At 49.4% G+C, this 26,487-nt stretch carries 19 protein-coding genes; 10 read left to right on the top strand and 9 right to left on the bottom strand.

Going from position 1 to position 26,487, the window contains the following annotated elements:
- Positions 1–9: 9 nt before the first annotated feature.
- Entirely contained in the window at positions 10–3,867 is a 3,858-nt protein-coding gene (locus FSU_RS05345; protein ID WP_014545460.1) for a DNA polymerase III subunit alpha, read from the top strand.
- Positions 3,854–5,020, top strand: a complete 1,167-nt coding sequence (locus FSU_RS05340; protein ID WP_014545459.1) for a glycosyltransferase family protein — start codon at positions 3,854–3,856, stop codon at positions 5,018–5,020. The genes FSU_RS05345 and FSU_RS05340 overlap by 14 nt, the downstream gene beginning before the upstream one ends.
- Here the strand turns inward: FSU_RS05340 and mutL are convergent.
- Positions 4,982–6,916, bottom strand: a complete 1,935-nt coding sequence (gene mutL, locus FSU_RS05335) for a DNA mismatch repair endonuclease MutL (protein WP_014545458.1) — start codon at positions 6,914–6,916, stop codon at positions 4,982–4,984. The two genes, FSU_RS05340 and mutL, sit on opposite strands and share 39 nt — an antisense overlap.
- Before the next feature lie 101 nt (positions 6,917–7,017).
- Between mutL and FSU_RS05330 the strand changes: the two genes are divergently transcribed.
- Both FSU_RS05330 and FSU_RS16650 read left to right on the top strand, forming a co-directional pair.
- Positions 7,018–8,202 carry a hypothetical protein gene (locus tag FSU_RS05330; protein WP_157747932.1) on the top strand — a complete coding sequence of 395 codons (1,185 nt, stop codon included), beginning with the start codon at positions 7,018–7,020 and terminating at the stop codon, positions 8,200–8,202.
- Positions 8,183–8,314, top strand: a complete 132-nt coding sequence (locus tag FSU_RS16650) for a hypothetical protein (protein ID WP_276324414.1) — start codon at positions 8,183–8,185, stop codon at positions 8,312–8,314. The genes FSU_RS05330 and FSU_RS16650 overlap by 20 nt, the downstream gene beginning before the upstream one ends.
- Before the next feature lie 350 nt (positions 8,315–8,664).
- Here FSU_RS16650 and FSU_RS05325 read toward each other — a convergent pair whose 3' ends face one another.
- The 5 genes from FSU_RS05325 to pelA form a co-directional block, all read right to left on the bottom strand.
- Positions 8,665–8,868, bottom strand: coding sequence for a hypothetical protein (locus FSU_RS05325; RefSeq protein ID WP_014545456.1), 204 nt, complete (start codon positions 8,866–8,868; stop codon positions 8,665–8,667).
- A 130-nt stretch (positions 8,869–8,998) separates the two neighbouring features.
- On the bottom strand, positions 8,999–9,634 hold the full coding sequence (locus FSU_RS05320) for a fibrobacter succinogenes major paralogous domain-containing protein (RefSeq protein WP_014545455.1): 636 nt from the start codon (positions 9,632–9,634) through the stop codon (positions 8,999–9,001).
- 10 nt (positions 9,635–9,644) lie between these two features.
- A complete protein-coding gene (locus FSU_RS05315; protein ID WP_014545454.1) occupies positions 9,645–10,553 on the bottom strand; it encodes a hypothetical protein in 909 nt (302 codons plus the stop codon).
- 19 nt (positions 10,554–10,572) lie between these two features.
- Complete coding sequence (locus FSU_RS05310; RefSeq protein ID WP_014545453.1) at positions 10,573–12,672, bottom strand: pectinesterase family protein; 2,100 nt, start codon at positions 12,670–12,672, stop codon at positions 10,573–10,575.
- 1 nt (position 12,673) lies between these two features.
- Complete coding sequence (gene pelA / locus FSU_RS05305) at positions 12,674–14,398, bottom strand: pectate lyase (RefSeq protein WP_014545452.1); 1,725 nt, start codon at positions 14,396–14,398, stop codon at positions 12,674–12,676.
- A gap of 368 nt (positions 14,399–14,766) precedes the next feature.
- Between pelA and FSU_RS05300 the strand changes: the two genes are divergently transcribed.
- Genes FSU_RS05300 through FSU_RS05290 form a run of 3 tightly spaced genes read left to right on the top strand, consistent with a single transcriptional unit; the run spans position 14,767 to position 19,483 of the window.
- Positions 14,767–15,588: a TIGR02147 family protein gene (locus tag FSU_RS05300; RefSeq protein ID WP_014545451.1), complete on the top strand. Its 822-nt coding sequence runs from the start codon at positions 14,767–14,769 to the stop codon at positions 15,586–15,588.
- 1 nt (position 15,589) lies between these two features.
- The gene (locus FSU_RS05295) at positions 15,590–17,197 is read left to right on the top strand and encodes a hypothetical protein (RefSeq protein WP_014545450.1); all 1,608 of its coding nucleotides are present in this window, start codon (positions 15,590–15,592) and stop codon (positions 17,195–17,197) included.
- 57 nt (positions 17,198–17,254) lie between these two features.
- Entirely contained in the window at positions 17,255–19,483 is a 2,229-nt protein-coding gene (locus FSU_RS05290; RefSeq protein WP_014545449.1) for an NADP-dependent isocitrate dehydrogenase, read from the top strand.
- Positions 19,484–19,557: 74 nt separating this feature from the next.
- Here FSU_RS05290 and FSU_RS05285 read toward each other — a convergent pair whose 3' ends face one another.
- Complete coding sequence (locus FSU_RS05285; protein WP_014545448.1) at positions 19,558–21,336, bottom strand: ATP-dependent nuclease; 1,779 nt, start codon at positions 21,334–21,336, stop codon at positions 19,558–19,560.
- A 371-nt stretch (positions 21,337–21,707) separates the two neighbouring features.
- On the opposite strand from FSU_RS05285, the gene FSU_RS05280 reads away from it, so the two are divergent.
- The gene (locus tag FSU_RS05280; RefSeq protein WP_155808708.1) at positions 21,708–22,730 is read left to right on the top strand and encodes a hypothetical protein; all 1,023 of its coding nucleotides are present in this window, start codon (positions 21,708–21,710) and stop codon (positions 22,728–22,730) included.
- On the top strand, positions 22,730–23,482 hold the full coding sequence (truA, locus tag FSU_RS05275; RefSeq protein ID WP_014545446.1) for a tRNA pseudouridine(38-40) synthase TruA: 753 nt from the start codon (positions 22,730–22,732) through the stop codon (positions 23,480–23,482). The genes FSU_RS05280 and truA overlap by 1 nt, the downstream gene beginning before the upstream one ends.
- On the opposite strand, the gene FSU_RS05270 is transcribed toward truA, so the two are convergent.
- Positions 23,479–24,207, bottom strand: coding sequence for a pyridoxine 5'-phosphate synthase (locus tag FSU_RS05270; RefSeq protein WP_014545445.1), 729 nt, complete (start codon positions 24,205–24,207; stop codon positions 23,479–23,481). The two genes, truA and FSU_RS05270, sit on opposite strands and share 4 nt — an antisense overlap.
- Positions 24,208–24,215: 8 nt before the next feature.
- Positions 24,216–25,325: a divergent polysaccharide deacetylase family protein gene (locus tag FSU_RS05265; RefSeq protein WP_014545444.1), complete on the bottom strand. Its 1,110-nt coding sequence runs from the start codon at positions 25,323–25,325 to the stop codon at positions 24,216–24,218.
- Between FSU_RS05265 and miaA the strand changes: the two genes are divergently transcribed.
- Positions 25,308–26,255: a tRNA (adenosine(37)-N6)-dimethylallyltransferase MiaA gene (miaA, locus tag FSU_RS05260; protein ID WP_014545443.1), complete on the top strand. Its 948-nt coding sequence runs from the start codon at positions 25,308–25,310 to the stop codon at positions 26,253–26,255. The two genes, FSU_RS05265 and miaA, sit on opposite strands and share 18 nt — an antisense overlap.
- The last annotated feature ends 232 nt before the right edge of the window (positions 26,256–26,487 follow it).

Raw genomic sequence — 26,487 nt, 5'->3', positions numbered from 1 at the left:
ATTGCAAGCATGGCGTTCGTTCATTTACAGACTCATTCTGAATTTTCGATTTTGCAGGCTTCGGCCCGACTTGATGATATTTTGGCGGCTGCCGCAGCAGAAAACGCACCTGCTGTTGCTTTGACGGACCATGGTGCCATGTTTGGTATTCTTGAAATCCAGACGCGTGGCAAGGAACTGAACAAAAAGCGCAAGGAGCAGGGGCTCCCGCCGGTCAAGACGGTTTATGGCTGTCACATTTACGTGGACACGCCGAGCGCAAGCCAGAAAGATCCGACTACTTTTGAACGATTGACGCTCCTCGTCGAGAACGAAAAGGGCTATTACAATCTGCTCCGCATTGTGAGTTACCGCTATGAAGACGGGGAGCGCTGGGCAGAAATTCCGTCCGTGCCGCTCGAGACGATTAACGAGTTTAAGGAAGGCATTATCGCCATTGCGGGCGATTATTTTAGCTGTTACGGCCAGAATGTGGCATCGGGCAGGGATTCCCTTGCGCTCGAGTACATGGACCGCCTGAACGAGATTTTTGACCACGACCACCTGTACATCTCGGTTTGCGATAACGGGATTCCGCAGCAAAAGCACGTGAACGAATTCAACGTGGAACTTGCGAAAAAGTATGGTCGTGAAGTCGTTGCCGTGGGCGATGTCCATTACATTAAGCCCGAAGACGCTACATCGCACAAGATTCTGCGCTGCATCTCGCTCAAGGTCACGCTGAACGGTTTCGAAGACAAGCGCTTCCCGACGGAAAAGTTCTATTTCCGCACCGAGAAGGAAATGGTGGAACTGTTCGGGCATATCCCGGGCGCTATCGAGAATACGGTCAAGATTGCCGAGCGCTGTAACTTTACCGTGAAAACCGGTATCGGTGATGAGTTCTGGCCGCGTTTCAAGATTCCTGATGAATTCCTCGCTTCTGAGGAATACCAGAACATCAAGGCCATCATGAAGGCGGAATACGATGCGGAATATCCGGTCGTCCGTGAACGTGAACTCAAGGGTGTTATCAAGGACCGCAAAAAGAAGGTCAAGGCAAATTACTGTGCCGAAAAAGGCATTGCCGAAGATGCGCTGACCGATGCGGACAATGCTGAAATCGACCGCCTCTCGCAGCCGGAATTCTTTGACGCTGATGACAACAAGGCGTGGGAAAAGAACATCCACCGTTGGTGCAAACCGGGGGGCGATGCCGATATCTACATCACGCATCTTTGCAATGAACGCTTAAAGTGGCGATTCCCTGACGAAGATTTTAAGTTCCCGGCTCACGAGACGAACGTGGGCAAGCGCATGTACAAGGAGCTCAACTGTATCCGCAACATGAACGTCGCGGGTTACTTGCTCATTGTGTGGGACTTCATTAACTGGTCTCGTGAACATGGCATTCCCGTGGGGCCGGGGCGTGGTTCTGCTGCTGGTTCCTTGGTCACTTACATCATCGGTATTACCGACATTGACCCGCTTACTTTCGACCTCCTTTTTGAACGATTCCTGAACCCGGAACGTGTGTCCATGCCGGATATCGATACGGACTTTGCTGACCGTGACCGCGGCCGCGTGATCCAGTACGTGACGGACAAGTACGGCAAGGAGTGCGTGGGCCAGATTATTACCTACGGCATGCTCAAGTCGAAGGCGGTGATTACGGACGTCGCGCGCGTGCTCGGGATTCCTCCTGCCGAAGCGAAGGCCATTACAAAGCTCTTCCCGCAGCGTACGTTGAACTTTAGCCTAAAGCAGGCCTGGACGGGTAAGGACAAGAAGGGCAACAACCTCGAAGATGGTTATAGCCCGGAACCGTTGCAGGCGATGATTGGCAGCCGCGCAAGCTACCAGAACCTTTGGGATGTCGCAAAGCGACTTGAAGATTTGCCGCGCCAGACGGGCGTGCATGCTTGCGGCGTGGTGATTACGCCGACTCCGATTTACAACCTTGCTCCACTTTACCGAGCCGCTCCGGAAGATACGCCGGTGGTGATGTACGATAAGCACTACGCCGAAGACATCGGACTTTTGAAGATGGACTTCCTTGGGCTTATCAACTTGTCCATCATTCAGGATACGGTGAAGATGGTTGAACAGAACCGCAACATCAAGCTTGTGATGAACAAGATTCCGATTGATGACAAGGCGACGTTCGAACTTTTGGGCAAGGGCCTTACGACGACGGTGTTCCAGTTCGAATCTCCGGGTATGCAGAAGTACCTGCGCGAACTGAAGCCGACCCGAATCTTTGACCTTATCGCTATGAACGCCCTGTACCGACCGGGGCCGATTGACCAGATTCCGCACTTCATTGCCCGTAAGAACGGCAAGGAAGAGATTGACTGCTACCATCCGGACTTGGAACAGGTGCTTGGCGAAACGTACGGCGTTATCGTGTACCAGGAACAGGTGATGAAGCTCGCCCAGATTCTGGGTGGCTACTCGCTGGGTGGCGCTGACAACATCCGCCGTATCATGGCTAAGAAGATGCCGGAAAAGATGGCAAAGCTCGAGCCGGAATTCTTCCAGAAGTGCTTGGACAAGGGCTACGACAAGGCGATGATCCAGAAGGTCTGGGACGCCGTGCTCCCGTTCTGCGGATACGCATTTAACAAGAGCCATGCTGCAGCTTACGCTTACGTGGCTTACCAGACGGCGTACCTCAAGACGCATTACGGCCCGGAATACATGGCTGCCTCTATGACCTCCAAGATGGGTAAGACCGAAGATACGGTGACCATCATTTTGGAATGCAAGCGCCTTGGAATCCCGGTCTTGTCGCCGAACATCAACACGTCTTTGGGTGTGTTCTCGGCGAATACGAAGGGCCAGATTCTTTATGGTCTCGCGGGTATCCGCAACGTGGGTATCGCGGTTGTCGAAGACGTGGTCGCAGAACGCGAACGCCGTGGCATCTACAAGGACATCTTTGATTTCTGCAAGCGCGTGACGGAATACCAGGCGGCTCAGCCTGAAAAACGCCCGCCGCTCAATAAGAAAGTCTTGGAATGCTTGATCATGGCGGGCGCCTTGGACGATTTGCCGGGTAGCCGTGCTGTGCAGTGTGCTACGGTGGACCGTGCTTTGGAAGTCGCCATGCGCAGCCAGGAAGACAAGGCCAAGGGCCAGGTCTCGCTGTTTGACTTGGGTGGCCCTGCCGCCATGCCGAACACTGCTGAAGTTTTGGAAGAAGCCGAAGAATGGACGGCGATGGAAATGCTCAACAAGGAACGCAGCGTGCTTGGCTTGTTCCTCTCTGGGCACCCGCTTGATGAATTCCGCCCAGAACTCACGGGCTTTACGAGCTGCTCCCTCTCGGAAGACGAAATTACCCGCTATGTGGGCGATACGGTCGTCGTGGGCGGTGTCGTTATCCGTATGCGCTCCATCGAAACAAAGCGCGGCGATACGATTGGCTCTGGTGCTATCCAGGATTTCCAGGGTGAAATCGAAATGTTCTTCAAGAAGGACGTCTGGGAACGCTTGCGCGATACGGTTTCTGTCGATGACCGCGTGCTTGTGAAGGGCGTCCTGGAACAGCAACGCGACCGCGATGGCTACCAGATTATCGTCGAAGAAGTCATCCAGCTTGACCGCGTACGTTGCGACATGGTGGATTACATCCATGCGAACTTCACCGTCGGCATGCTTACAGACGAGTTTTTGGACAAGCTTGAAGTTGAAATGAAGGCCAATTTGGCCGATGAATACTGCCATGGTTGCCAAATGGTGTTTCATTTGGAGGCAGATTCCGGATTTGAGCATGTCGTTGTCCTGAAAAAATATAAAGTTGTATATACTCAGGAATTGTTGCAGTGGCTTAAAACAGATTTAGGCGCTCTGAAGGTTTGGGTATCGAATCGTGCAAAACGTTAACGAAGAAAATTCTCCTTATATCCTCTTCTGTGCAGGGGAGGATTCCGGCGACATGATTGGCGCCGAGATGGTATCGACTGCCGTGCAGCAGGGCTTTAAGGTTATTGGCCTTGGCGGTCCGTTGATGCAGGAGAAAGGGCTCCAGCCCTTGTGGGACTACAATGATCTCCCGGTTTCGGGGGTGGGCGATGTAGTGCCGAAGTATTTCTCGTTAAAGAACGTTTTTGAAGTCTTGAGCGATGCCGCTGAATCCAAGAAATGCCTTGGCATTGTGGCGATTGACTATCCTGGTTTTAACATGAAGCTTGCGCGCCTTGCTAAAAAGTGGGGAAAGCCCATGCTTTATGTGGCGCCTCCGCAAATTTGGGCCTGGAAGTCCAAGCGGGCAAGCCTCTTTAAGCAAGCTAACAATATCCGTTTGGCGGTGTTCTTTGATATCGAAGCAAAGGCTTATCAGCAGATGGGCGTGGAAACGGTTCGTATCAAGCATCCGATTGCGGGCTGGGTTTACGATCAAGTTGAACCTCGGTCTGACATGTTGCTTTTGCCGGGAAGCCGCCGTGATAGCGCTCTGCGCAACTTGCCATCTTTTGTAACGGTTGCTGAAAGGTATCGCAATGTGTGGGCGGAACGTAATTCGGGACCGCTCCCGGATGTGATTGTCGTTGCTTCGCGTGAGCATTTGGAAGTGCCTCTTTTGGTCGCGCTCGAAAAACTTTATGATGGGCATTTGCCGAGCTGGCTGAAGGTTGTTGTCGCGCCAAAGATTATTAGCGAACGCTTGAATTTCTATTCGGCATATTCCGCGGCGCTTACCTCGTTTGGAACGAGTACGCTTGAAATGGCTTGTGTTGGAATTCCGTTTGCGGCCTGCATTGTGCCGGATTTCCTCACATACGCGATGGGTAAGTTCATGGTCAAGTCCGAATTCCTGTCGCTTCCGAATGCAATTTTTGGCTGTGGCGTGACTCCGGAATTCATCATTCGCCATAAGCTGAACGACCGCATGGCCGATGCGATTGTTGAAGCGCTTTTCCAACAAGATATTGGATCCGCAGACGAAATAGCCTTGCGTCTCCGCAAGGCTCTGGATGTCGGTAAGACTTCTAGCGAACTAGTGTCTGAATTTCTTGCTCAGTTCCTCAAGAGTTAAACGCATTAGCGTCGGACTCCCGAATGGGGACTTGAGCGGATCCTGCGTGATCATTAACTGGCCGACGAGTGCCGTGATTTCTTCGGGCTTGAGCTTGTCGCCTGCCTGGTATGCGTTCGTCTTTGCCCAGGATTTCGCAATCGCTTCCTGGAACTTGACCATATCATTCTTGGTGTCGTTTTCGTCAACATCGTTCAAGAAGTCGTGAACCGCTTTGGCGGCACGCGAAAGCGGGAGAGCGCTTGGAATAGAGCGGATCTGGTAGGTATCTCCGCCAAACGGCTCGACAAAGAATCCGAGCTTGCGCAATTGCTCATCGACATTTCGGAAGATTTCTTTCTCTTGCTTGGAAAGGTCGATGAGTTCCGGGAACAGAAGTTCCTGGCTATCCTGCATGATGTTGTTCTGGAGCGATTCCATTGCCTGTTCAAAGAGCACTCGCGTGTGGGCGGCGTGCTGGTCGATAATCAAGAGACCGTTGGAATCTTCGCCGGCGATGTACGTGTTTGCAATCTGGAAGAACGAAGGCGGCGCCCACGGCGTCTCGGGAGGAGGTGCGGGCTTAGAATGGTCGGGTTCCAGTGAAATAATCTTGCCATATTCAGGGAGCGAAAAGAGGTCCTGAACGTCGTCGCTTACGTCGTATTTAGACTTTTTGTCCGAAAGCGAGTTCACCGGTTTTGCCGGTTGAGCGTAAGGCTTGCTTGCGAAACTCGGCCGAGCTTGCTGTTGTATTGGCTGTTGGGATGCTGCCGCGTATGGTTTTGCCTGCTGGAACGGATTTTCCCACGGCAAGTCGTTTTGCGGCTGTGCGGGCGTTTCAGGCATCGCGGGTTGCGCTGGCGTCGTCTGTGAAGCCGGTGTTGTGCCTCCCATAAATTCATCGCTCAAGTCGATGATGGGGGAGTGCGCTTCCAAATCCTTAGTAAACGTATCGCGGATGGCGTGCGTCACGACGAGGAACACCAAGTTCCCGTTGGCGAAACGGACTTCGCGCTTGGCCGGGTGTATGTTGATGTCGAATTCCATGTCCGGCATGTCCAAGAACAGTACCGTTACGGGCTTGCACTGCGCTCCATACGGCTCGTACGCTTGCGATACAGCCTTGCTCACCATCTTGTTTTCAATGGGGCGGTTCCTCATGAAAAGGAACTGGTGGTTGCGTTTGCCGTTTGTCTCTGTCGTGGGCGAAATGTAGCCAGTCACATGGACGCCCGCTTCGGTGTAATCAACGGGGAGTAAACCCTTCGCGACCTTGGAGCCGATGGCTTCGGCGATGCGACTGCGGAGCTCTCCGGGAACGCCGGTAAAGACGGTCCTGTCGCCTACTTTATAGTCAAAGCGAATTTCCGGGTGCGAAATGGCGGTCTTTAGGACAATGTCTAAAATGCGGGAGCACTCGGACGTTTCACTGCCGAGGAACGTGCGTCGCACGGGCGTGTTGTAGAACAGGTCTTCTACAAGGAACGTGGTGCCACGGCTTGCCTGAATATCTTCTTTTTCGATAACTTCGCCACCCTTCACGATGATGCGGCCGCTTTCGCCTTCTTGAGTGGCGCTTGTGATGGTCAGCTTCGAAACGGCAGCGATAGAGGCGACTGCTTCACCACGGAAACCATTTGTATGGAGGTGAAATAAGTCGTCAGCATTTGTTAGTTTGGATGTAGTATGACGAAGGTAGCACAGGTCCAAATCGGCGGCACCCATGCCTTTACCGTTGTCTGTGACCTGGATTTTTTTCTTTCCACCTTGTTCAATCTGGACTTGAATTCGGGTTGCTCCGGCGTCGATTGCGTTCTCTATAAGTTCCTTGACAGCCGATGCAGGGCGCTCAATGACCTCGCCAGCAGCAATTTTATTGATGATTTCATCGGATAAAAGGTGAATTTCAGCCATTTTCGCTTTTATATGTAGCTATTTGTATATACTTTTTAATATTTGATTGCTATATTATAAATATAGCTAATGAATTTTTATGAACAAGTGAGGTGAGTGAAATGGTTTCAAATCTATTCCTTCAGCTAGCACACATTGAATTACTGATGTCTTACCCGGTCAAGGACATTTTGACCTTGGTCAAACGAGATTCACGATTCAACGTGAAACTTCTAAATGATTTGTACTTCGAAGATTCATACGTAGATGAAAGCGCTTACCGTTTCATAATGGACAACATCGTCGCGTGGTTGTACGAACGCGGTGAAAATCCTGATGAATTCATTGAACGCATTGTGAAGCGTTGCGCCGCATTTGAAGCCGTCCCTGCTCGTAGCGTTCTCCGCTCCTACTTGCCGTTCGTCTCTTCGTTCTACTCTGCTGAAGATGCTCGCGAACTCTGCTTGGAAATCATTCCGAAACGTTACCCGTTCCTTACGAAGGCTAGCATCCTCCGTAACGATGTTATTGACGGCAACCGCAGGGTGGACTTCACGTTCCAGTTCGAGACTCCGGGTGTCCTCGCTGCGAACCCGATGCGTTGGATCCGCAGCATGATCAACATTGGACCTCTCCTCTTGAACACGCCTGCATACGAACACATTAGCTACCTCGCCACGCAGACCTCGTTTATAGAAGCTCTTGAAAATCGTGTCCCCGCCGAAATGAAGGAAGACGGCGGTGTGTACATCAAGGGTGAACTTGTTGGCCGTCATGCAACATTTGAAGATTGCATCAAGGAACACAACCTTGACTGGAAGAACGATGTTGAAAAGAGCATTGGTTGCGTCCGCTCTTTGACCGACATCCGCGACCCGAAGACCGGCGCTATCCTCATCGAAAAGGATTGCTACTACGGCGCTCCGGCTTACGTTCTCGAGTTCAACTTCAAGGCAAACGTGAATGCTTCCGAACCGTTCCTCAAGCTCATGAGCTCTGTCGTGAAGCAGGAATTTGCTGCCTGGGCTCCGATCCAGAAAGCTCACGAACAGCTCCTCGATGCCATGAACGATTCCGTCACGATCGTGTACTACAAGAGCGATGATTCCATCTCCGTGAACAGCAAGCACCTCATGCGTAACGTTCCGGCTCGAATCCTCCGCAACTTGCTCCGCGAATACACTGTGACTGGTCGTGAAGAATATGAAAACCGCGAAATCAAACGCGATCCGGCTATCTGCATGGACCCGCTCCGTCCGAACTTCGAGAGCAGGTTGAACCGCGTCATTGCATATCAATGGCTCTGACGATCCGGAACATCCGAGTGAAGGTGTGAAGAAGTACTTCGAAATCGAACGTCATCGTCGCGGTGGTTTCCGTTTCGTTCCGAAGTGCAAAATCATCTTCAGAGAAGAGTAGAATTACTTTGTTCTTATCGTTTTGCTGGTTATTGTAAAGTGAAATTTATGATTGGTAGTAAAAGGTAAGAACGGTAAATTTTATTAAGTGAAGAAATAAGAAAAACGAAAGAATCGGACCCCTATCAATTTGGTATATTTAGAGTGTTGAGAATGGTTGGAAAGGTAAATCCTGAAACGACTTTATCATTGCTCCCCTCCTGATAGGTTCAAGGTTCTGGAAACCGCTCAATATTTTCTCCTTCTTAGGAAAGGGCTCTTCTAGAGCCCTTTCTCTTTTTTTTGTATAAAAAAAGTGCAGCAAAACGCTGCACTCTAAAAAATGGTTTGAGGAATGTTGCGGATTACTATTTACACCCCTTCGATTTCTTCTTTGGAGAGGCCTGTGTATTTGATAATGTCGTTAATAGGTATATTGTCCGCAAGCATCTTCTTTGCTTGTGTTAAATGGTCGTCCTTACGAACTTTCTCGTCATGCTTCTTGAACGCTTCTGAATCGTGCTGCTCAATGTAATCCAGCACAACTTCGTTATCCCATCTAGCGTTCTTCATCATAAGATACTCCGCGCAAGCGGAGGTGTTTCTTCTAGCGTAACGGTGCGACTGAGCAAAGGGAAATTGTTATTGCTCTAGCGATAATAAAAAGAAAATTCCCGCTTTCGCGGGAATGACTTCACAACCAGCCTCAGTTCTTTAAGCAGCGAACAGAAAGTGCGAAATCTTTAGGATCTTCTATATATTTTACTGAATCTTTGTCGTAGAACACCGTCACATGATAAGCATGCGAGCCAGCAGACTGTACGTCGGTCCAAAAATTTCCGTACGAGCCCAGGTCAAAAAAATAAGCGTCTAAGATAGTCTTTTTGAAACCTGCCGGCAACGCGCCAAAACCAAATTCATCGGTACCACTGTTTACAAGCCATTTATTGCTCACGGCTTTTAGTTTTTTTCCCGCAATATGTTTGCCACCCACTGCGTCAAACAGCTTATTCCATTCCGTTGTATCCGGGAGATGCCAGCCCTCCGGGCAGATATTTGCTGCATTATCCCATGTGTAAAGGCGACCGTATATTCCGCAATTAATTTCGGAATCACTATAGCAGAAACTTTTTGGTTCTTCTCCTGCGGCTACAGGGATTTCATACTTCAAGTTCTCGGCCATCCACACTTGATCGCCAATTTTTACAATATTGTAGATTTGGCCATCACGGGAATCATTCAATGAAGTTGCAACTACATCACCGCTTGAAGTGCCGTTATCACAGGCTGTTAAAAGAGAAAACGCAACTGCAGTAATTGCGACGAGAAATTTTTGTTTCATATAAACCCCCTCAATTTTCTATGGTCTCAATTTGTTTCAAAAGTTCACTGGCTAGCTGAGAATCTTCGTTATAAATTGCGTTGATTCGCTTGCAGCTGAGTTCAAGCAGGTTGCGGGCCTCAATGGAGTCGCTTTGCTTGCGGAGTTCGCGCAGAGCCTTGTCAATTCTCTTGATATCCTTCTGGTCGGGATAGCCCTTCATAAAGGCGTAGAAAAGCTGGATTTGCGTGTCGTATTCGCTGTCGGATTCGCAGGCGAGCAAGAACGGGATGACGCGTACGTTGAGGAGCTTCGAGAGGTCGCCCATGAACGTGTTGAGCGTAAGGCCCTTCGGGAATAGCTCTTCCGTGTCTTTCTGGATATCTTCGGTGTTTACGAAATCGCCCTCTTCAAACTGCAAAAGCATTTCGTTGAGCATGTCCATTTCGTTGCGCTTAGCTTGTTCGCGATACTTTGCCTGGTAGTAAATCGGCAGTGTCGTGAGGCAGTAATGCGCCTGGTTTGCACCGATAAACTCGCCGATGTAGTAGATGTCGGCGTCTTCCTTGAGAATATCTTCTTCGTTGTTGAAGTTCCCGATGCGGGCGGGTATGGGGATCACTTCCATGTTCGAAAGTTCATGGAGGCGTTCGCGCATGGCGTCGACGTCCAAATTCTCGGGGAGTTCCACGCCGTTTTCTTCCATCGTCTTGAGAAAGTTGTTGAACTTTGCATCGACGGCGCGGTTGACTTCTCTTCTGCTTGGCTTGTGCTCGGCCTGACGAAAATCGCCTTCCAACGTCAAAAGCCCGTTTTTGATCATATCGTCAAACGGGGTTTCGGCGGGTTCGGCGTCGGGGGAGGGCAAAATGCGCGCGTAGGCAATCATTCTGCCGCACAGTTGTTCGTCATTTCCTTTTTTCTGTTCAATTCCAAGCATGCCCTAAAATTAATAAAATCTAGCGGACTTGGACCATTTTTTGTTTGGTATAACCTTGCGCAGAGGTCTTGACGACGTAAATTCCGGGGGTAAGGCCGGTCAAATTAGCGTTCCCTTTTGCGTATCGCACCAGTTTTCCGTTCGTATCGTAGATGCGGGATTCGGTGACAGCTGTGTTGACGCGGGTGATTTTTGTAATGGCGACGGGTCCCTTATCAACGTCTTTTTCGGTAAGCTTGATTTGGTCTAGGTTCGGACCGTCATTGCCGTCAACGATGGAGAATGTGATGTAGCTTGCGCCTTTGGGGAGCGTAATAGTCGCTTCTTTTGTCTGGTATGTGGTCCACTTGTCGGTGGCTTCGAACGAGATGACTTCGGCGCCTTTGCATCCGTCAACGCCTGCGGTGCATGTGCCAGGGGCTGCGAAGGCGAGGCTGCGTGCTTTGCCGCTACCGTTTGCGTATGTCATTTCCATTGTGTATTCGCCGGGAAATTCTACGTAGACAGGGACTTGGACGGTCGATTTCCCAGTTCCGAAGTTGATGTAGCCGGTGCCTGCAAAACCTGCGTTTGTGCTTTCGTTGATGGCATTGTCAATGATGCCGTCTTCCGCCTGGAATGTTGTCGTTCCCTTGGCTTCAAAGATGGCGCCAAGTTCGATGTTCTTGGTCATCGTGGTTTTCCAAGTGCTTTCGCTGCCGGCGTCGCTTGCGCTTTTGCCTGTCCAGCCTGCGAATTTCCAGCCGCTAGCGGGTTCTGCGGTAAACGTGACTGCGGTGCCTTCGGCGATTTTTTCGCGATTCGGGGAGGCGATAACGGAGCCGCCAATAGAAGAATTGATTGTTAAGTTGTAGTAGGTGACATTTGCTTCAAGGACGGTGATTTCGTTGGAGCTTGCGCCGAGACCGCCCATGGAATTTGCAGCACGTACCGTAACTTTGGAGCCTGCGGCAATGCCTCCAACATCAATGGAATTTGTGGTGGTGTTGCTGTGGTATTTGCCGTTCACGAATACCGCCCAGCAGATGGCGTTGTCGTCATCGTTCCAGATGATGTTTGCGCCTTCCTGAGAAATCTTAGGAGCGGAAACTTGTGCTGTGAACTTGGTCGGATCCCAGTTGTCGCTACCGCCCAAGACGTTTTTCAATGTATATTTCGCGGCATCGTTTGCATTCCACACGGTCTTGAGTGTTGTTGCAGTCGATGCGTCTTTGCCTCCGTTAAAATATGTTTTGCGTTGGCTTGTGTTGATAGCGCCACCGCTTCCGTTTTTGCTGTTGTATTCACCAAAAACTACGGGGGCAGAATTCATGTCGGGACCCCAGCCTTCGGCTTTGGGCTCTGCGCGCATGATGGTGTTCAACCAGACCACTTTTGCGCGGCCCCAAGAACGCCCGAGATAGAATGTCTTGTTGAAACCGGAATTGCTGACTTCGATGATGGCATTGTTGAAAACGTAACCCCAGGTGTCAGGGTTTTGCGATGCCGTAATGTAGCCGCCGTTGCGCGTCATCACGAGCTTGGTGCCTTCGAAAAATACATCGCCACCACCACAGATAAAGTCTACAGTACCGTCAATTTCGCCACCTTCCCAATACGTGCGACCTTTCTTGGTGTAGTATGTGTCTTGACCGCTCAAAAGACGCACGTTCTTGTAGATGAACTTGTCGCCTGCATTTTGCTGCAGAGCAACCTGGCGTGCAGCGCTGCCAGAGTTATAGGTGCCTCTGTTTTGCAGGGTAATGTCCTGCATGTACATGTTTTTGTTGCTGGGGAAGTACAGCGTTGCCGTTGTGCTGATGCCTTCGGTATCTGTTGTATTCCAGATAATCGTCTTGTCAACAGATTCGCCGATAATGGATATGTTCGAGCCGCTGAATGTCGATTTGCCGTGTTCGTCACCGGTGACCTTGGTGATGTTGTATTCACCATTTGGCACAAAGAGAATGAATCGCTTGGATTCGGTGGCGCCCGAAGAAGATGCCTTGGCGATTGCCGCCTTGAAGTCTCCATCGACGCCCAGGACAAAGTCAAAACCGTGCTTCGCGATTGCGGAAGCGTTCACCGCCATTGCAAGCGGCATACAAACTGCAAACTTGTAAAACCAACTATTCAACATATTACCTCACCTTACCATTCACGCGGAACGTGTTGTTGCCTCGCTTAAAGTATGCTCCTGCACCGTTTGCATTGCGACTAAAGTCCACAAAGTAGCGGTTGCTTGGTTGCGCTTTGCGAACCGAGTGCATGGCGTCAATAGATGTGCGCGGAACTTCAACTTCGCCAATTTTCAAGTCTTCGCTCATCCAGCCAATGTAATCGATGTTTGCCATGCCATCTTTCGAAAGGCTTGTGAACTTGAGTTCGCTATAGCCTTGTGGCAATTCAATTTCGATGGATTGCACTTTCCATGTTGTCCATGCTGCGGTGGATTCCATGCTGCCGTCGGCGATAAGCGTCTTATCGCCTGCAGAAACGCTGTAACCGCGTGCAGAACCGCCGCCGTTTGCAAAGCTGATGAACAAAGTGTATTTGCCTTCCTTGAATGCGGTAACGCCGTAGGTCACATAGCTTCCTGTGGAGTTGTCAACGTTTGCGTAACCTTCGCCAACGAATCCCGTGTTGGTTGTTTCCTTGACGCCTTGAATGTCGATAAAGTCTACACCGTCAATGTACGTTTTGCATGTGTCGTTTCCGCACATAGCTGGTGCTGGCGGAGGTGGAACATAGTTGTCGTCCATCTTGGCGAGTGCTTCAAGGTATGCGTTTTCGGTGCTTAAAATGGCGGAGCCGTAGTCGCCTGCCCACTGGTAGCCCTTGCGACGTTCTTCGCTGATTTTCATGAAGTCCTGCGTCTTGGTGCTAGCACCATCGCGGTCGCAGAAAAAGTAGTTGTCGTTGTTGACTTCGTAAAAGCGGAACCACAGCGATGAACCCGCCTTGTCCACAACGCCTGCGGTCTTGCTAAACGCCTTGTCTTTTAGTTTATTCTTTTTGTACCAAGCGATTGCGCCTTTGACCGCTTTCTGGATTGCTTCGTTTTGGTCTGGCCAGTTCATCAAAAACCACACAACGCCCATGGATTCGTTGCCGGATTTGCTCGGGAGTTCGTAGGCTCGTGCGCCTACGGGGGCGAGGCTGTTGGTGTCATGCTGAGCGCACCAGACCGTGACCTTTCCGTCATTCACGATTTGAGCCTTGAGCAAATAATCAACTGCTTTGTTGAGAGCCGATTTCATTTTGCTGCGGGTGGCGTCGTCGATAATGTCCGAATCAAAAGGCGATGTTTTGTTCGCAATGTCCATCATAGTCACCATGGCGCGGATCATGGCGTTGTCATTCAGCGTGATTTGGTCGGAATAGTTGCCGCGCTTGGGCCAAACTTGCGGAAGCCCGCCTTTGGAGCGCTGCATGGTCAAAAGAAAATTGACGGCTTTATTGAAACTTGTCTTAAATGCGGATTTGTAATTGTTGTTCGTCGTTTCTTTGTAACGCACGGCGAGCAAACGCATTTCTTGAACGGTGGCGTTGTTGTCGATAGTGCCGAGGTCGGCCCCGCCCTGTGCACGCCATTCGGATTTTTGACCGCCGCCATACGCGCTTTTATACTTGTCGGCCATGGCTTTGTAAAAACCGCCGTTTGCGATTTGCCAAGTGGTCATGTTGTAGGTGTACTGGTCGATATCCATGCCGGATGCCGCCGAGGTCAGCTCCGAATAGCCGCGATAGCTATTGATTTTCGATACGGCTGTCGCTGGCGGTGTGTAAGTGGCAGCAAACGAAAAGGACGCGACAGACATTGCCGCTACAAAAAACTTGTAGTTACCAAACCCAAAATTCTTCATAAAAAACCTATAGAAGAGTTTTTTAACCCACACCACCTCTATAATCTACATTATAATAGACCGTTTTTTGTTATGAATTTCTTTTAAGTGTTGTCTTTGGACAATGGGACCGGTCGCGTTGTCACCCCGGTCTCTGCTTTTTGTCATGCCGGACTCCGTTCTCTTTGACCACTTAGAGCTTTAGCTCTTACGTGGTCATGATCCGCGTATGGGGACTGCATCGCCATCTTGAATTTATAATACACTCTGTATAATATTTTTATAAAAATTTTTATGAAATCTAAAAATTGCTGAAATTTCTTTAAAAATCTTGATTTTGTATAATAAAATCTATTGCAAGGTTATACCGCAAAATCTAATTTATAGGTATGAAACCAATAACCGAATATCAAGACTACCGAGAATTCATGCGGGACTTCTACGAAGAACGCAAACGCAGTTCTTTGTTCTCGTGGCGTGAATTCTCCAAATTGGCGGGGTTCACTTCGCCAAACTTTATGCAGCTCGTGTGCGAGGGCAAAAGCCGCTTGAGCAAAACAGGCGTCGAAAAAGTGGCCGATGCCATGGAGCTTGCTGGCGCAGACCGCGATTATTTCCTAGCGATGGAACGTTTTGGCGATGCCAAAAACGATGCAAGCAAAATTCAGGCGTTTAACGAAATGCAGAAAATTGCAAAAGAAAACCGCTTGCGAGTCGTCGATGCTGAGGCGTTCAAGTATTTCGAATCGTGGGTGAACCCGGTGCTGCGCGAACTTGCCCCCATAATGCCGGGGGCAAAACCGCTGGAACTGGCGCGTAAGTGTTATCCAGTTGTGAGTGCTGCCGAGGTTCGCCATTCGCTCGACTTTATGTGCCATGCGGAATTTCTCAAGAAAGTTGGTGAAGATACATACGTGCAGACCGAAAAGGTCGTGACGGGATCTTCCGAAGCGATTCCGTTGGCGCTGCGTTCCATGAACCGTCAAATGTCAAAGCTTGCAACAGAAGCCATTGACGAAATTCCGCCCGAAAAACGCCACATCGCGGGTGTAACGCTAGGTATCTCCGAAGAGACGTACCAATGGCTTGTGCAAAAACTTGAAACGCTCCGGCAGCAGGTGGTTGCCATGGCAGCAAAAGAAAAAGAATACGATAAAGTTTATCGATTGAATATACAACTTTTCCCGCTTACAAAAGGGAAGGAGGAATGAGATGATGAGAGCTAATAAAATAATCGTGAGTGGACTTGCCGCTTTTTGGGTGTCTTGTGCGGAGGTATCGACGACTCCTGATGTTACAGGGGCGACAACGGAACCGAGCACATCGCCGATGGCTGAGCTGACTGAAGCGCAGAAAACCATTTTGGCGAAATCGCTATACACATTGGTGGATTCAACGAAAGTTGATTCTTTAAAAGCCATTTTTGGTTCTGATATAACAAAGATTGATCACCGTTATATTGAATATTTCAATACGCGTCCGTATAGCGTCAAGAACGATCAGGTTTTCAGTTATCCAAGTAAAGACGGGCGTAAGGTTTGTGATGTTGTGACATATAAGCAAGAAAATGGAAAAGATCAAAAAGGTGTTTTTCTCGCGATGTCATACGATGAACACAATCATAGATGTAAATGGGAAGGTTCCAAATTTGAAGAAAAAAGGTGCCTTGCAGATGATTATTTGGGTACTCACCGCAATGAAACGGTTGTTGATGCTAAAATTACTGATGTGGATGGCGTTCCTGTTGTTATAAAATCGATTGGCATGACTTCATTCAATCAGTTTTTTGGGTATGGCGTCTCTTGTGGTGAATACTTAAAAGAATTCAAGCAGTCTTGCAATGCATCAAACGGCCTTTTCATGGATTTTGGAGATGGCTGTAATATGAATCAATTGAGTTTAGCTTGTGCATCTTTTATTCCTGAAGGTAAAACTCCTGATGAAGTATTGAATTCTTATACCGAAGGGTATAAAATTCAGTGCCTTGAGGATTCTATAAAGTACGCTCCATACGATGATGAAAATTATGTCTACCATGACCCTTATTCTGATAGTTTGTCTAGAGATAGCTTGAGTAGGATTGGCGAATTGGTATATGAATGGAGTAGGGCTCAAAAGCATTCCATGTATGCTTATAGATGGCAATTCTCGATAATTGATAGTACGGTAGGGTTAGATGATTGCAATAACTTTGTTTATCAAGAAAGAGAAGATGACGAAATCGCTCTCAAGCATCTTAGTAGCTTAGGCTACGCTTATAACACATTGCCCGATACTAAAAATGCAGATGCATATCGCAAAGAGGGTGTTTATGTATTGCCTGATTCCTTGGTGGCTGAATTCTTCCCGAATCTGGCGACTTATCCGGCTGCTGGATTAGAGGGACTCAAGTGGTATCCCCCGGAAATTTTCTACATCATCGTTCTGAAAGATGTTGGGGCAAAGGGACATTTTGTAACAAATTTTGATGCAAACGGAATTTACGTGACGGATATTGTGAAAAGTGGAAATTGCCCTGAAGATACGACTGTCCACTATTCGATGATTTTGTTGCTGAATTCTCCTGATTGGGATGTTATGAATCGCCCCATTGTTAAAACGACTTATGTGAGCGATAATTGGAATTGCGACAAGCCGGAAACTCTTGAAAAAATAGAACCTTATGGTGAATGGACAATTTCGTTTGATGGGTCCACCTATTATGAAGAATGGTTTTCGAAGTTTGAAACGGATAGATATTTGGAATTATATGGTGGTAAAGAGGCGTTTATTGAACATTTTGGTGAAGATAGATATTTAGAACTGGTTGGTAAAGAATAGCCCGTTTCTAGGATACAGAACTTAACTTTCATGAGCTATTTTCTATCTTAGGGGCGTATGAATACTAAAATCTATTACACCCTTACGGACGAGTCTCCGTTCTTGGCGACTCAGTCTTTGCTTCCTATCGTATCTGCTTTCGCAAAGACCGCAGATATCGATGTCGAAACTAAGAACATCTCCTTGCCGGGCCGCATTCTTGCCGCTTTCGCGGACACGCTCCCGGCAGGTACGACGTTTGCAGGCAAGCCGGTGACGGATGACCTCGCATTCCTCGGCAAGCTCACGCTTGAACCGGATGCAAACATCATCAAGCTCCCGAACATTTCTGCCTCGGTGCCGCAGCTCAAGGCCGCCATCGCCGAACTCCAGAAGAACGGCTACGCCCTCCCGGACTATCCGGATGCTCCTGCCAACGACGAAGAAAAGGCTATCCGCGCCCGTTACGACAAGGTGAAGGGCTCCGCTGTGAACCCGGTGCTTCGTCAGGGCAATTCTGACCGTCGCGCACCTAACGCAGTCAAGAACTATGCCCGCAACAATCCGCATAGCAACGGCGTGTGGAACGAATCCGTGAAGACTTATGTTGCTAGCATGCAGGCCGATGACTTCTACGGTAACGAAAAGTCCATCACGATGGCCGAAGCCGACTCCTTCAAGATTGAATTTGTCGATGAAGCTGGTGCCGTAACGGAACTCCGTGCTGCAAAGCCGCTCCTCAAGGGCGAAATCATCGACGCTACCGTCATGCGCATGGCTTCTCTCGAAAAGTTCATCGCCAATGCAATGGCCGAAGCCAAGGCCAAGGGCCTCCTCTTCTCCGTGCATCTCAAGGCCACGATGATGAAGGTCTCTGACCCGGTGCTGTTCGGTGCTTTTGTCCGCGTGTTCTTCAAGGACGTGTTCACGAAGTACGCAGACCTCTTTAAGGAACTCGGAATCGATGCCAACAACGGTCTCGGTGACTTGTTCAAGCGCCTCGAAGGCAATGCCAAGGAAGCCGAAGTCAAGGCTGCTATCGACGCCGCTCTCGCCGCAGGCCCGGACCTCGCCATGGTCGATTCTGCCAAGGGCGTTACGAATTTGCATGTGCCGAGCGACGTGATTATCGACGCTTCGATGCCGGCAATGATCCGCAATTCCGGCTGCATGTGGAACAAGGAAGGCAAGCTTCAAGAAGTTGTCGCCTGCATTCCGGACCGCTGCTACGCTGGAATCTACGACGAAACGATTGAATTCTGCAAGCAGAACGGCGCATTCGACCCGAAGACTATGGGTACTGTGCCGAACGTGGGCCTTATGGCTCAGGGTGCCGAAGAATACGGCAGCCACGACAAGACGTTTGTCGCAAAGGGCAAGGGCGTTATTCGCGCTGTAAACAGCAAGGGCGAAGTCCTCTTGCAGCAGGAAGTCGCTGCTGGCGATATTTTCCGCATGTGCCAGGCCAAGGACGCTCCGGTGCGTGACTGGGTCAAGCTCGCTGTAACGCGCGCTCGCCTCTCGAATACTCCGGCAATCTTCTGGCTTGATCCGGAACGCGCTCACGACCGTGAAATTCAGAAGAAGGTCGAAGCTTACTTGCCGGAACATGACCTCAAGGGTCTCGACATCAAGATTATGAGCCCGCGCAAGGCTATCGTCGAAACGATGAAGCGTGCCAAGGCTGGCCTCGATACTATCGGCGTGACGGGTAACGTGATGCGTGACTACCTCACGGACCTCTTCCCGATTCTCGAAGTCGGTACTTCTGCAAAGATGCTCTCCATCGTGCCGCTTATGGCTGGTGGTGGCCTTTATGAAACGGGTGCAGGTGGATCTGCTCCGAAGCAGGTGCAACAGTTCCTCGCCGAAAACTACCTCCGCTGGGATTCTCTCGGTGAATACTTCGCACTCGTGCCTGCATTCGAACAGGTCGCGCTGAAGGACGGCAACAAGAAGGCTAAGGTCTTGGCCGATACGCTCGATGCTGCCAACGGCAAGATTCTCGAATTCAACCGCACGCCGGCTCGTAAGATCGGTGAACTCGACAACCGTGGTTCCCACTTCTACCTCGCTCTCTACTGGGCTCAGGCTCTCGCCGCCCAGAAGGACGATGCAGAACTCGCCGGCAAGTTCGCTCCGATCGCCGCTGCTCTCTCCGCAAAGGAAACGGAGATTGTCGCCGCTCTCGCTGCCGAACAGGGTAAGCCCGCCGACATCGGTGGTTACTATGTCCCGAAGGCAGAACTTCTCAAGAAGTGGATGCGCCCCGTCGAAGCGTTCAACGCGATTATCGACAACATCTAACTTGTCGTCTCCATTACAAAAAAAGGAGTGTCGCAGAAATGCGCACTCCTTTTTTTTGCTTCGCTGTGAATTTTTTAGAATTGCCCGCGGCTCCCGTTGATAATCCATTGACACAAGGCTTCAATGCCATCGTAGTCGGGGAGCGTCTGCACAAAGTTCTTGGACTTGCTGCGTTCAATGAAGTTTCGCCACACCATCTCGTTTTTGCCGTTTAGTCCGAGGTGTTCTTCAATCGCGCCGCGTGTCCAGACCCAAATGCCTTGCTCGCAAAGTTTGTTGTGGATATTGCGGATGGGGCGTTCGGCTTCTGGCATAGATGCCATCATCGCATACGCTGTAGAAGCACTGATGTTGCTGTGCTTGTTGACGGGGAGGCCGTTTACCAAACGTAAATGGTTGTGGCAAGCGAGCTCGCGGAACAAGTTGCGGCATTCCGTAATGTCCGGGTCGTTGGCGCTCAAGAATCCGTCGCGTGTTGCCGTGGTAAATGCGTAGTCCAAATCGACAATCGCACGCACGGGAATGTCCATCGCGCTCAAAACCTGCATACTCTTGCGGGTGTTGCTTACGCCGCCTTGACGCACGAGCGCACACTTGATGAGCGCAAAAGATTGCCCGGTGATGCGCTCGAAAAGCGCTGGCAGCACGCGCCATTCCGTTTTACCTTCGGTGAGTAGCACGTAGTCGGCAAACAAAAGCTCATTGCTGTTAGACAAACTAAAAAGCATTTGCAACTGGCTCGGTGCGTCTTTCACGACTTGGCGAACGGCATCTTCCATTCGCTTGCGCATGAACGTGCCGCGTTCCCTGTTCTTGCGAATCAAGAGAGACGTGCTCACGTCTTCGCTCGTGACCATTTGTGCGGAATGCGTTGCAAAAATGACTTGATAGCCTTCGTTCGAAAGGTTCTTCAATGCCACGCGCACGAGCTCAACCGCTTGCGGGTGCAAAAAGAGTTCCGGCGAATCAATCAATAAAAGCTTGCGGCTCAGGTAGTGATTGTTGTGGTGCTTCTTGATTTCGGCGAGGTAGCGGATAAGTGCCATCTGGATGGCGCGCTGCGAACCTGCACCCATGCGCGAAATATCGCGTTCAAAACCGTCATCTTCGTCGACGACTTTAATCGTTGCGCTCTTGAGGAATGTCTCGAGAGTCGGCACGGGAATGTTGAGCTCCACGCGAACGCTCGGGAATAGCGGACGGAGCGCCGAGTTGACTTCTTTATCAAAAGCCTTGATTTCTTCGGCCTGGCAGTCGCTTCCGGGGGAGAGCAGTTCTGTAAACTGCTCGATGACCTGGCTCAATTCGCCACCAAACTTGCGCTCGAGAGGCTTGAAAATCTCGTGCATGAGCTTGGTATAGGCCTGGTTCCCCTCAAAATCCCAAATAGCGATGGATTCCGGGAACATGCGATTAAAGGCTGCGGTAAACTTGTCGTTGACGCGTACCCAGTCTTTGCCTTTGCGCTTGCCGTTTGGCGGGCAGAATGCCCAAAATTCAATATTGCCGGGGAGTTCACCCGGGATTCGCTGCACTTTCTTGACGCGGAGCGTTGTTCCCGAGAGGAACGGCTCTACTTCGGCCGCTTTTTCTTCTCCAAGACGGTTCAAAACCTGCTCGGTAATGCCCTCAAAAAGCCCTTCCGCTTCTACGGGGTGGTTCGGGTCATCAAAATACGAGATGTCCAGCGAAAAATTGGCGAGCAACCAGCGGATTCCCATCAAGATATTCGTTTTTCCGGCGTTATTGTAGCCAATCAGAGCGGTAAAATCACTAAGCGGAAAAGTCTCGCGCTGGATAGAGCGGAGATTCGAAATCGTAATGCGGGACAATCTAAGTGCTTGCGGTTGCATAGCTTGAAACTATAAAAACTTTTCGGAAAAAGTCGCGTTTGGCGCAATTGCAAGCGAAAAAGTGCAATTATTGACCGTATAAATTGGAATGATTGGGGTTCAAAGGCGGTAAAAACAAAAAAACACTTTAGCTGTTGGGGCTAAAGTGTTTCTTTTGGGGTTAGGAGGAGAACAAAGAGTTCTTGAACATAAAGGTATTTAAAGTTTGGCTCATTAATGTGTTTTTCGTCATATTCGTGTTGAAAAGTGTTGTGAAGTTCTCAATGGGCTGTTGTAAATTTGCTACAATTAATATTAGGTATGTAAAAAAGAGGTTTTGTTCAGTGTCAAACTTTGAAAACGAAAAGGGTTTTATTGCTAAATTTTCGGGCATGAAGAAATACGCTGCTCCAGTTGTTCTTTTTGTCTTGGCTTGCGCCTTAATTGTTTACCTCAAGGTTGATTTTTCTGGCTCGTCCTCCTCTTTTGACGTTAGCCGGTACATGCAGACTCGCGCCAAGATTGATTCCTTGGAGGTGGCTCTGTGGAATTCCCAGGGCAATGTAGATGCCCAGGTGAAAATTCGCGATGAGCTTGCCAATGCCTGGGAAGATCTTTCGGCTATGCGTACGAATACCGCTGACGAGGCCGAAACTCCTGAAGAAAATGTGGGCGGCTTCTCTGGTGGCGTTTGGCTTTGGATTATCGGCGGCACGCTTGCCGTGCTCCTTTGCTCTGTAGTTCTTGTCCTTGTGCTTATCCATCGCAAAAAAATTGTTGAAACCCGCATGATGGAAGCTCTTGCCAAATCGAGAGAAACTGGGGAAATGCCTTCAGTGGATGATACAGAAACGGTTTTGACTCCGCGCGTCCATGCTCCCAAGAAGTCTATTATTGACGAAGCTGAGGAATTTGCTGCCAAGCGTCGTGAAACGATGGAACTTCAAACAAAGGTTGCTGCTGCCGCAAATCCAGTTGACCAGAGTGCAACGAACTTGAATGCGTCCAACGCAAATGCTTCGAACGTGAACTCCGCGAAGGCTGCTTTCGAAGATGAACATGGCGTTCCTGAAAATCGAATTTTAACGTCTCCGTTTAACGGTAGAACGGTTCTCCGCCCGACGGCGAGAGAACGCATCACGTCTGCCATGCAGTCGCTTTCTGATGTGCTACATCACGACCGCACCAAGGTTAAGCCCGCTGCTCCGGCAGCTGCGCCAAAGCCTGAAGTTGTTGCAACAGCTGTTGCCCATCCGCTTGAGATGAACCGCTTTGATCGCGAATCTTCGGTGAACAGCAAGATTTTGCAGATGTCTCGCAGAGGTTTCCCGGCTTCGGCTATTGCTTCGAAGTTGAAGATTCCTCAGGCTAAGGTCGAGGCTGTTATCAAGGAAGCTGTAGAAGCAGGTAACTAATGCGTTACCGCTTTCGTTGTGAATATCTAGGCAGCGCCTTTTACGGCTGGCAAGAACAAAATTGTGGCGGCAAGCTCCGCTTTGTAACCGTACAGTCAACGCTCGAAGAGGCGTTGTCTACGGCGTTACGTGCGCCCATCCGCGTGGTGGGGTCGGGCCGAACAGATACGGGTGTCCATGCCCGCGGCCAGTGTGTCCACTTTGATTTTGATGGTGAACTAGACCCGCAGAAGGTTGTCCGTTCTGTGAACGGGCTTACCAAGCGCTTGATTCGCATTCGTGATCTAGAGCCTTGTGCTTCAGACTTCAATGCCCGCTACGATGCCGTTTTACGTTATTACCAGTACACGATATTTACGCGCCCGGTGGCGCTGATGCGTGACTTTGGCTGGGAGTGTGGTTCGCTGAATTTGGATATCGAGGCGATGGGCCGCGAGGCTCAGTCTTTCCTTGGCGAACACGATTTTATTGATTTTTGCATCCCGCGTAATGATGGAAAATCAACACTTTGCACGTTGAGCGAGTTCCGCTTGGAACGCTTGAACGACTGGAGCTGCATGTTCCACATCAAAGGGAACCGCTTCTTGCACCGTCAGGTGCGTGCGATGGTCGGGACGCTTTTTGATGTTGGTCGAGGCCGCTATCCCGAGGGGACGGTCAACCAGATTTTTGAGAAAAATTTCAAAGGCGAACGCACGTGGGCGCCCCCGCAGGGGCTTGTCCTCGAAAACGTGGAATATAGGGACTATTAACCCCTAATAGCTTCAATCATTTCTTTTACTGCGCGTTCCATGCCGACGAGTGCGGCGCGGCTTACGATGCTGTGACCGATGATGATTTCATCAATACCGTCAATCTGAGCGACTGCTTCTACGTTTCTGTAGTTGAGTCCGCGACCGGCGAGCACGTTCAAGCCATACTTGTGGGCGAGCACTGTCATGTCCTGCAATGCTGAAATTTCACGATCGACTTCTTCGCGGCTGCCGAGTTCAAATGCGGTTGCGTATTTGCCTGTGTTGAACTCAACGTAGTTTGCGCCGACCTTCTTGGCAGCCTTGACCTGTTCTGTTTCGGCATCAATGAACACACTCACTTGGATATCGTTGTTTCTGAGCGTCATGATGTACTTTGCAAGCTCGTCAATCTTAGCAGAAACGTTCAAGCCGTCTTCTGTCGAAAGTTCGGTGTGGACTTCCGGCACGAGCGTCACCATGTCCGGCTGGCGGTTGATGGCGAACTGCACCATGGCCTGCGTCGGAGCCATTTCCAAATTCAACTTAGTGGTCACGGTTCCGCGGAGGAGCCTGATGTCGCGGTCCTGGATGTGGCGCTTGTCTTCACGGAGGTGGGCGGTAATCCCGTTGCAACCTGCGAGTTCGGCAATCATGGCTGCGGCCACAGGATCGGGTTCTTTGCCTTTACGGGCCTCACGAATGGTTGCAATGTGGTCCACGTTAACACCGAGTTTGGTAGACATAGACTCTCCTATTTGGAATTTAATAACGTTGAAAGTTCTACGAGGGTAGTGCCTTGCTTGGCTGCTTTCTTGGCGATATCCTCAATTTTAGACAAATTTTGTTCCGTGAGCGGGAGTATCATTATCGATATGCCGCTTTTGGGGGCTTCCCTGAGCTTCTGGTGGACGTAGTCCTCGACGGAGCTGTTTTCTGGGTTGTAAGGGAATGCTATTTTACATGTGATTTTAAGGTCTTTACAGGTCTGAGGAACAACTGTCCTGTCTTCTTTGGAAAGGTCCATAAACCACATGTTGTATTTGTCGGTTGGCTTCAGAATGGCCTGCAAAAGTTGTTTGTGCTTGACGGCCTGCTCTCCGTAACGTGTAGCGATGCCTGCCGCACTTGGGAGCACCTTTTTGGCGGAGTCAATTGTTTCTTCAATTTGTTCTGCAGTGTGGTGGATGCGGAGTGGGTGCAATTTGTTGTGAACCTGGTTCAACTTGGTCGACTCCATGGCTAACCAAAGGACGATTTCTTTGTTGTGGATTTTATCCAAGTCTTTGTAAAATGATTCGTTCAAACCGAAAGGAGGAATCAATAAGTCAAACGGGAAGTCAAGGCTGTTAAGCTTAGAAATTATTTCTGGAGAAATGCTTGTTGTCTCGAAAGCTACTGACAAAAGCGATGCGTTGTTCATGAATATATTGTCAGAAATCTGGAGAATCAGGTTGAGCGAATCGCCTGATGGCGTTAGCAAGTCAACCTTTGCGGATTGGTAGGCATTGGGGTTGTCGTTGAGTTCTTCCATCAAAAGAACTTTGCCACCGTGTTTGTTGACAAATTTCTGAGCTTTCAAAAGATAGATGACGATAGTCTCTCCACGAGCAAGTGTCCAAATGGTGCGCTTGCTGCGTTTTGAGTAGCTAGACGAGATAATCTTTATTTCGTCCTTTAGTCTTTGCTCAAAAGCCGTTGTATCTTGTTCATCTGAAGATGGTTCTTCTTCGCGCATTCCAGAAGCTTCCTCAAGCTTGTCAAGAATTTGGTGCGCTTTGTCCTGGTTGTTCAAGAAAAAAGACAAACCAGCGAAAATCCCCAGTGCTAAAAAAAGTGCGACAATGTGTTTAAGCTTTATCATTTCGTCTATAAATATAACTACATTGAGCGCATGCCTATTCTATTTGCACTTGTTGGAGCTACCGGTGTTGGCAAGTCTCGCCTTTCACTGGAACTGGCGGAACGCTTTAATGCCGAAATCATCGGTGTTGATTCGCGCCAAATCTACAAGGATTTTGCTATTGGCACAGCTCAGCCTTCGTTAGAAGACATGGCTAGGGTAAAACACCATATGGTTGATTTTCTTGATCCGTGTAAGGTGTTTTCTGCTGGTGACTTTTGCACGAATGTTAAAAAGCTTTTGTCTGCAAACCCGAATCAGAACTATATCTTAGTTGGGGGAACGGGCCTTTATCTCCAGTCCTTAATGCTTGGACTTCCGCAGATCCCAAAAATTGAAGAGTCTGTTCGTAAATCGTTTGAAGACGATGCTATTAAATTTGGTAGTAAAAGTTTGTACGAAAAAGCGAAACAGGTGGATCCTGAAGCGATGGAGAAAGTTGAAGAAAACAATGTCCAGCGCATTATACGCATTTTGGAAGTGTTTCAGCTGACAGGCCGCAAGCTCTCGGAATGGCAAAAGGAACGTGAAGGTGGAGTAGGGGTGTTGCCTGTGTTCTGGCTGAATCGTAGCCGCGAAAATCTTTATGCGCGGATTGATGCCCGCGTGGACCAGATGATGGCGGATGGCTGGCTTGATGAAATTCATGAACTTGCTAAAAAGGTGCCGTTAGAAGCTCCTGCATGGCAGAGCCTTGGCTATAAAGAACTTTTGTGTGCAAAAGACGGCAATCAAGTGCGATCAGTCCTCGAAGAAGTCAAGCGAAAGACTCGAAATTATGCCAAAAGACAGTTGACGTGGTTCCGCTGGCAGGTAAAATCGACTGAAGTGGACTTGGATACTTGTGCGAACCCTCTGGAATGTATCCATAATAGGGTGGTTACCCCTTAAAAAGGGTGTTTTTAGAACTATTCAAAAAATTTTTCTCTAAAAAATGAACTTGAAAAGGGCAAATTGCCCTTTTTCTTTTGGAGTGCTTCTAAAAAAAGTGGTGAATAGAATGTGAATATCATGATGTAGAACCGGAAGACAACCCGTTTTTATCAAAAAAAGTGAAAAAAAGTGAATTTTTTTGCCAATGACCCCTTGTTTTTATTCCTGAAAATTCTATAATTGGTCTCAC

Source organism: Fibrobacter succinogenes subsp. succinogenes S85 (assembly GCF_000146505.1).
Classification (GTDB): Bacteria; Fibrobacterota; Fibrobacteria; order Fibrobacterales; family Fibrobacteraceae; genus Fibrobacter; species Fibrobacter succinogenes.
Note: the sequence above shows the minus strand (reverse complement) of the source record. Positions and strands in the feature narration are given on the sequence as shown.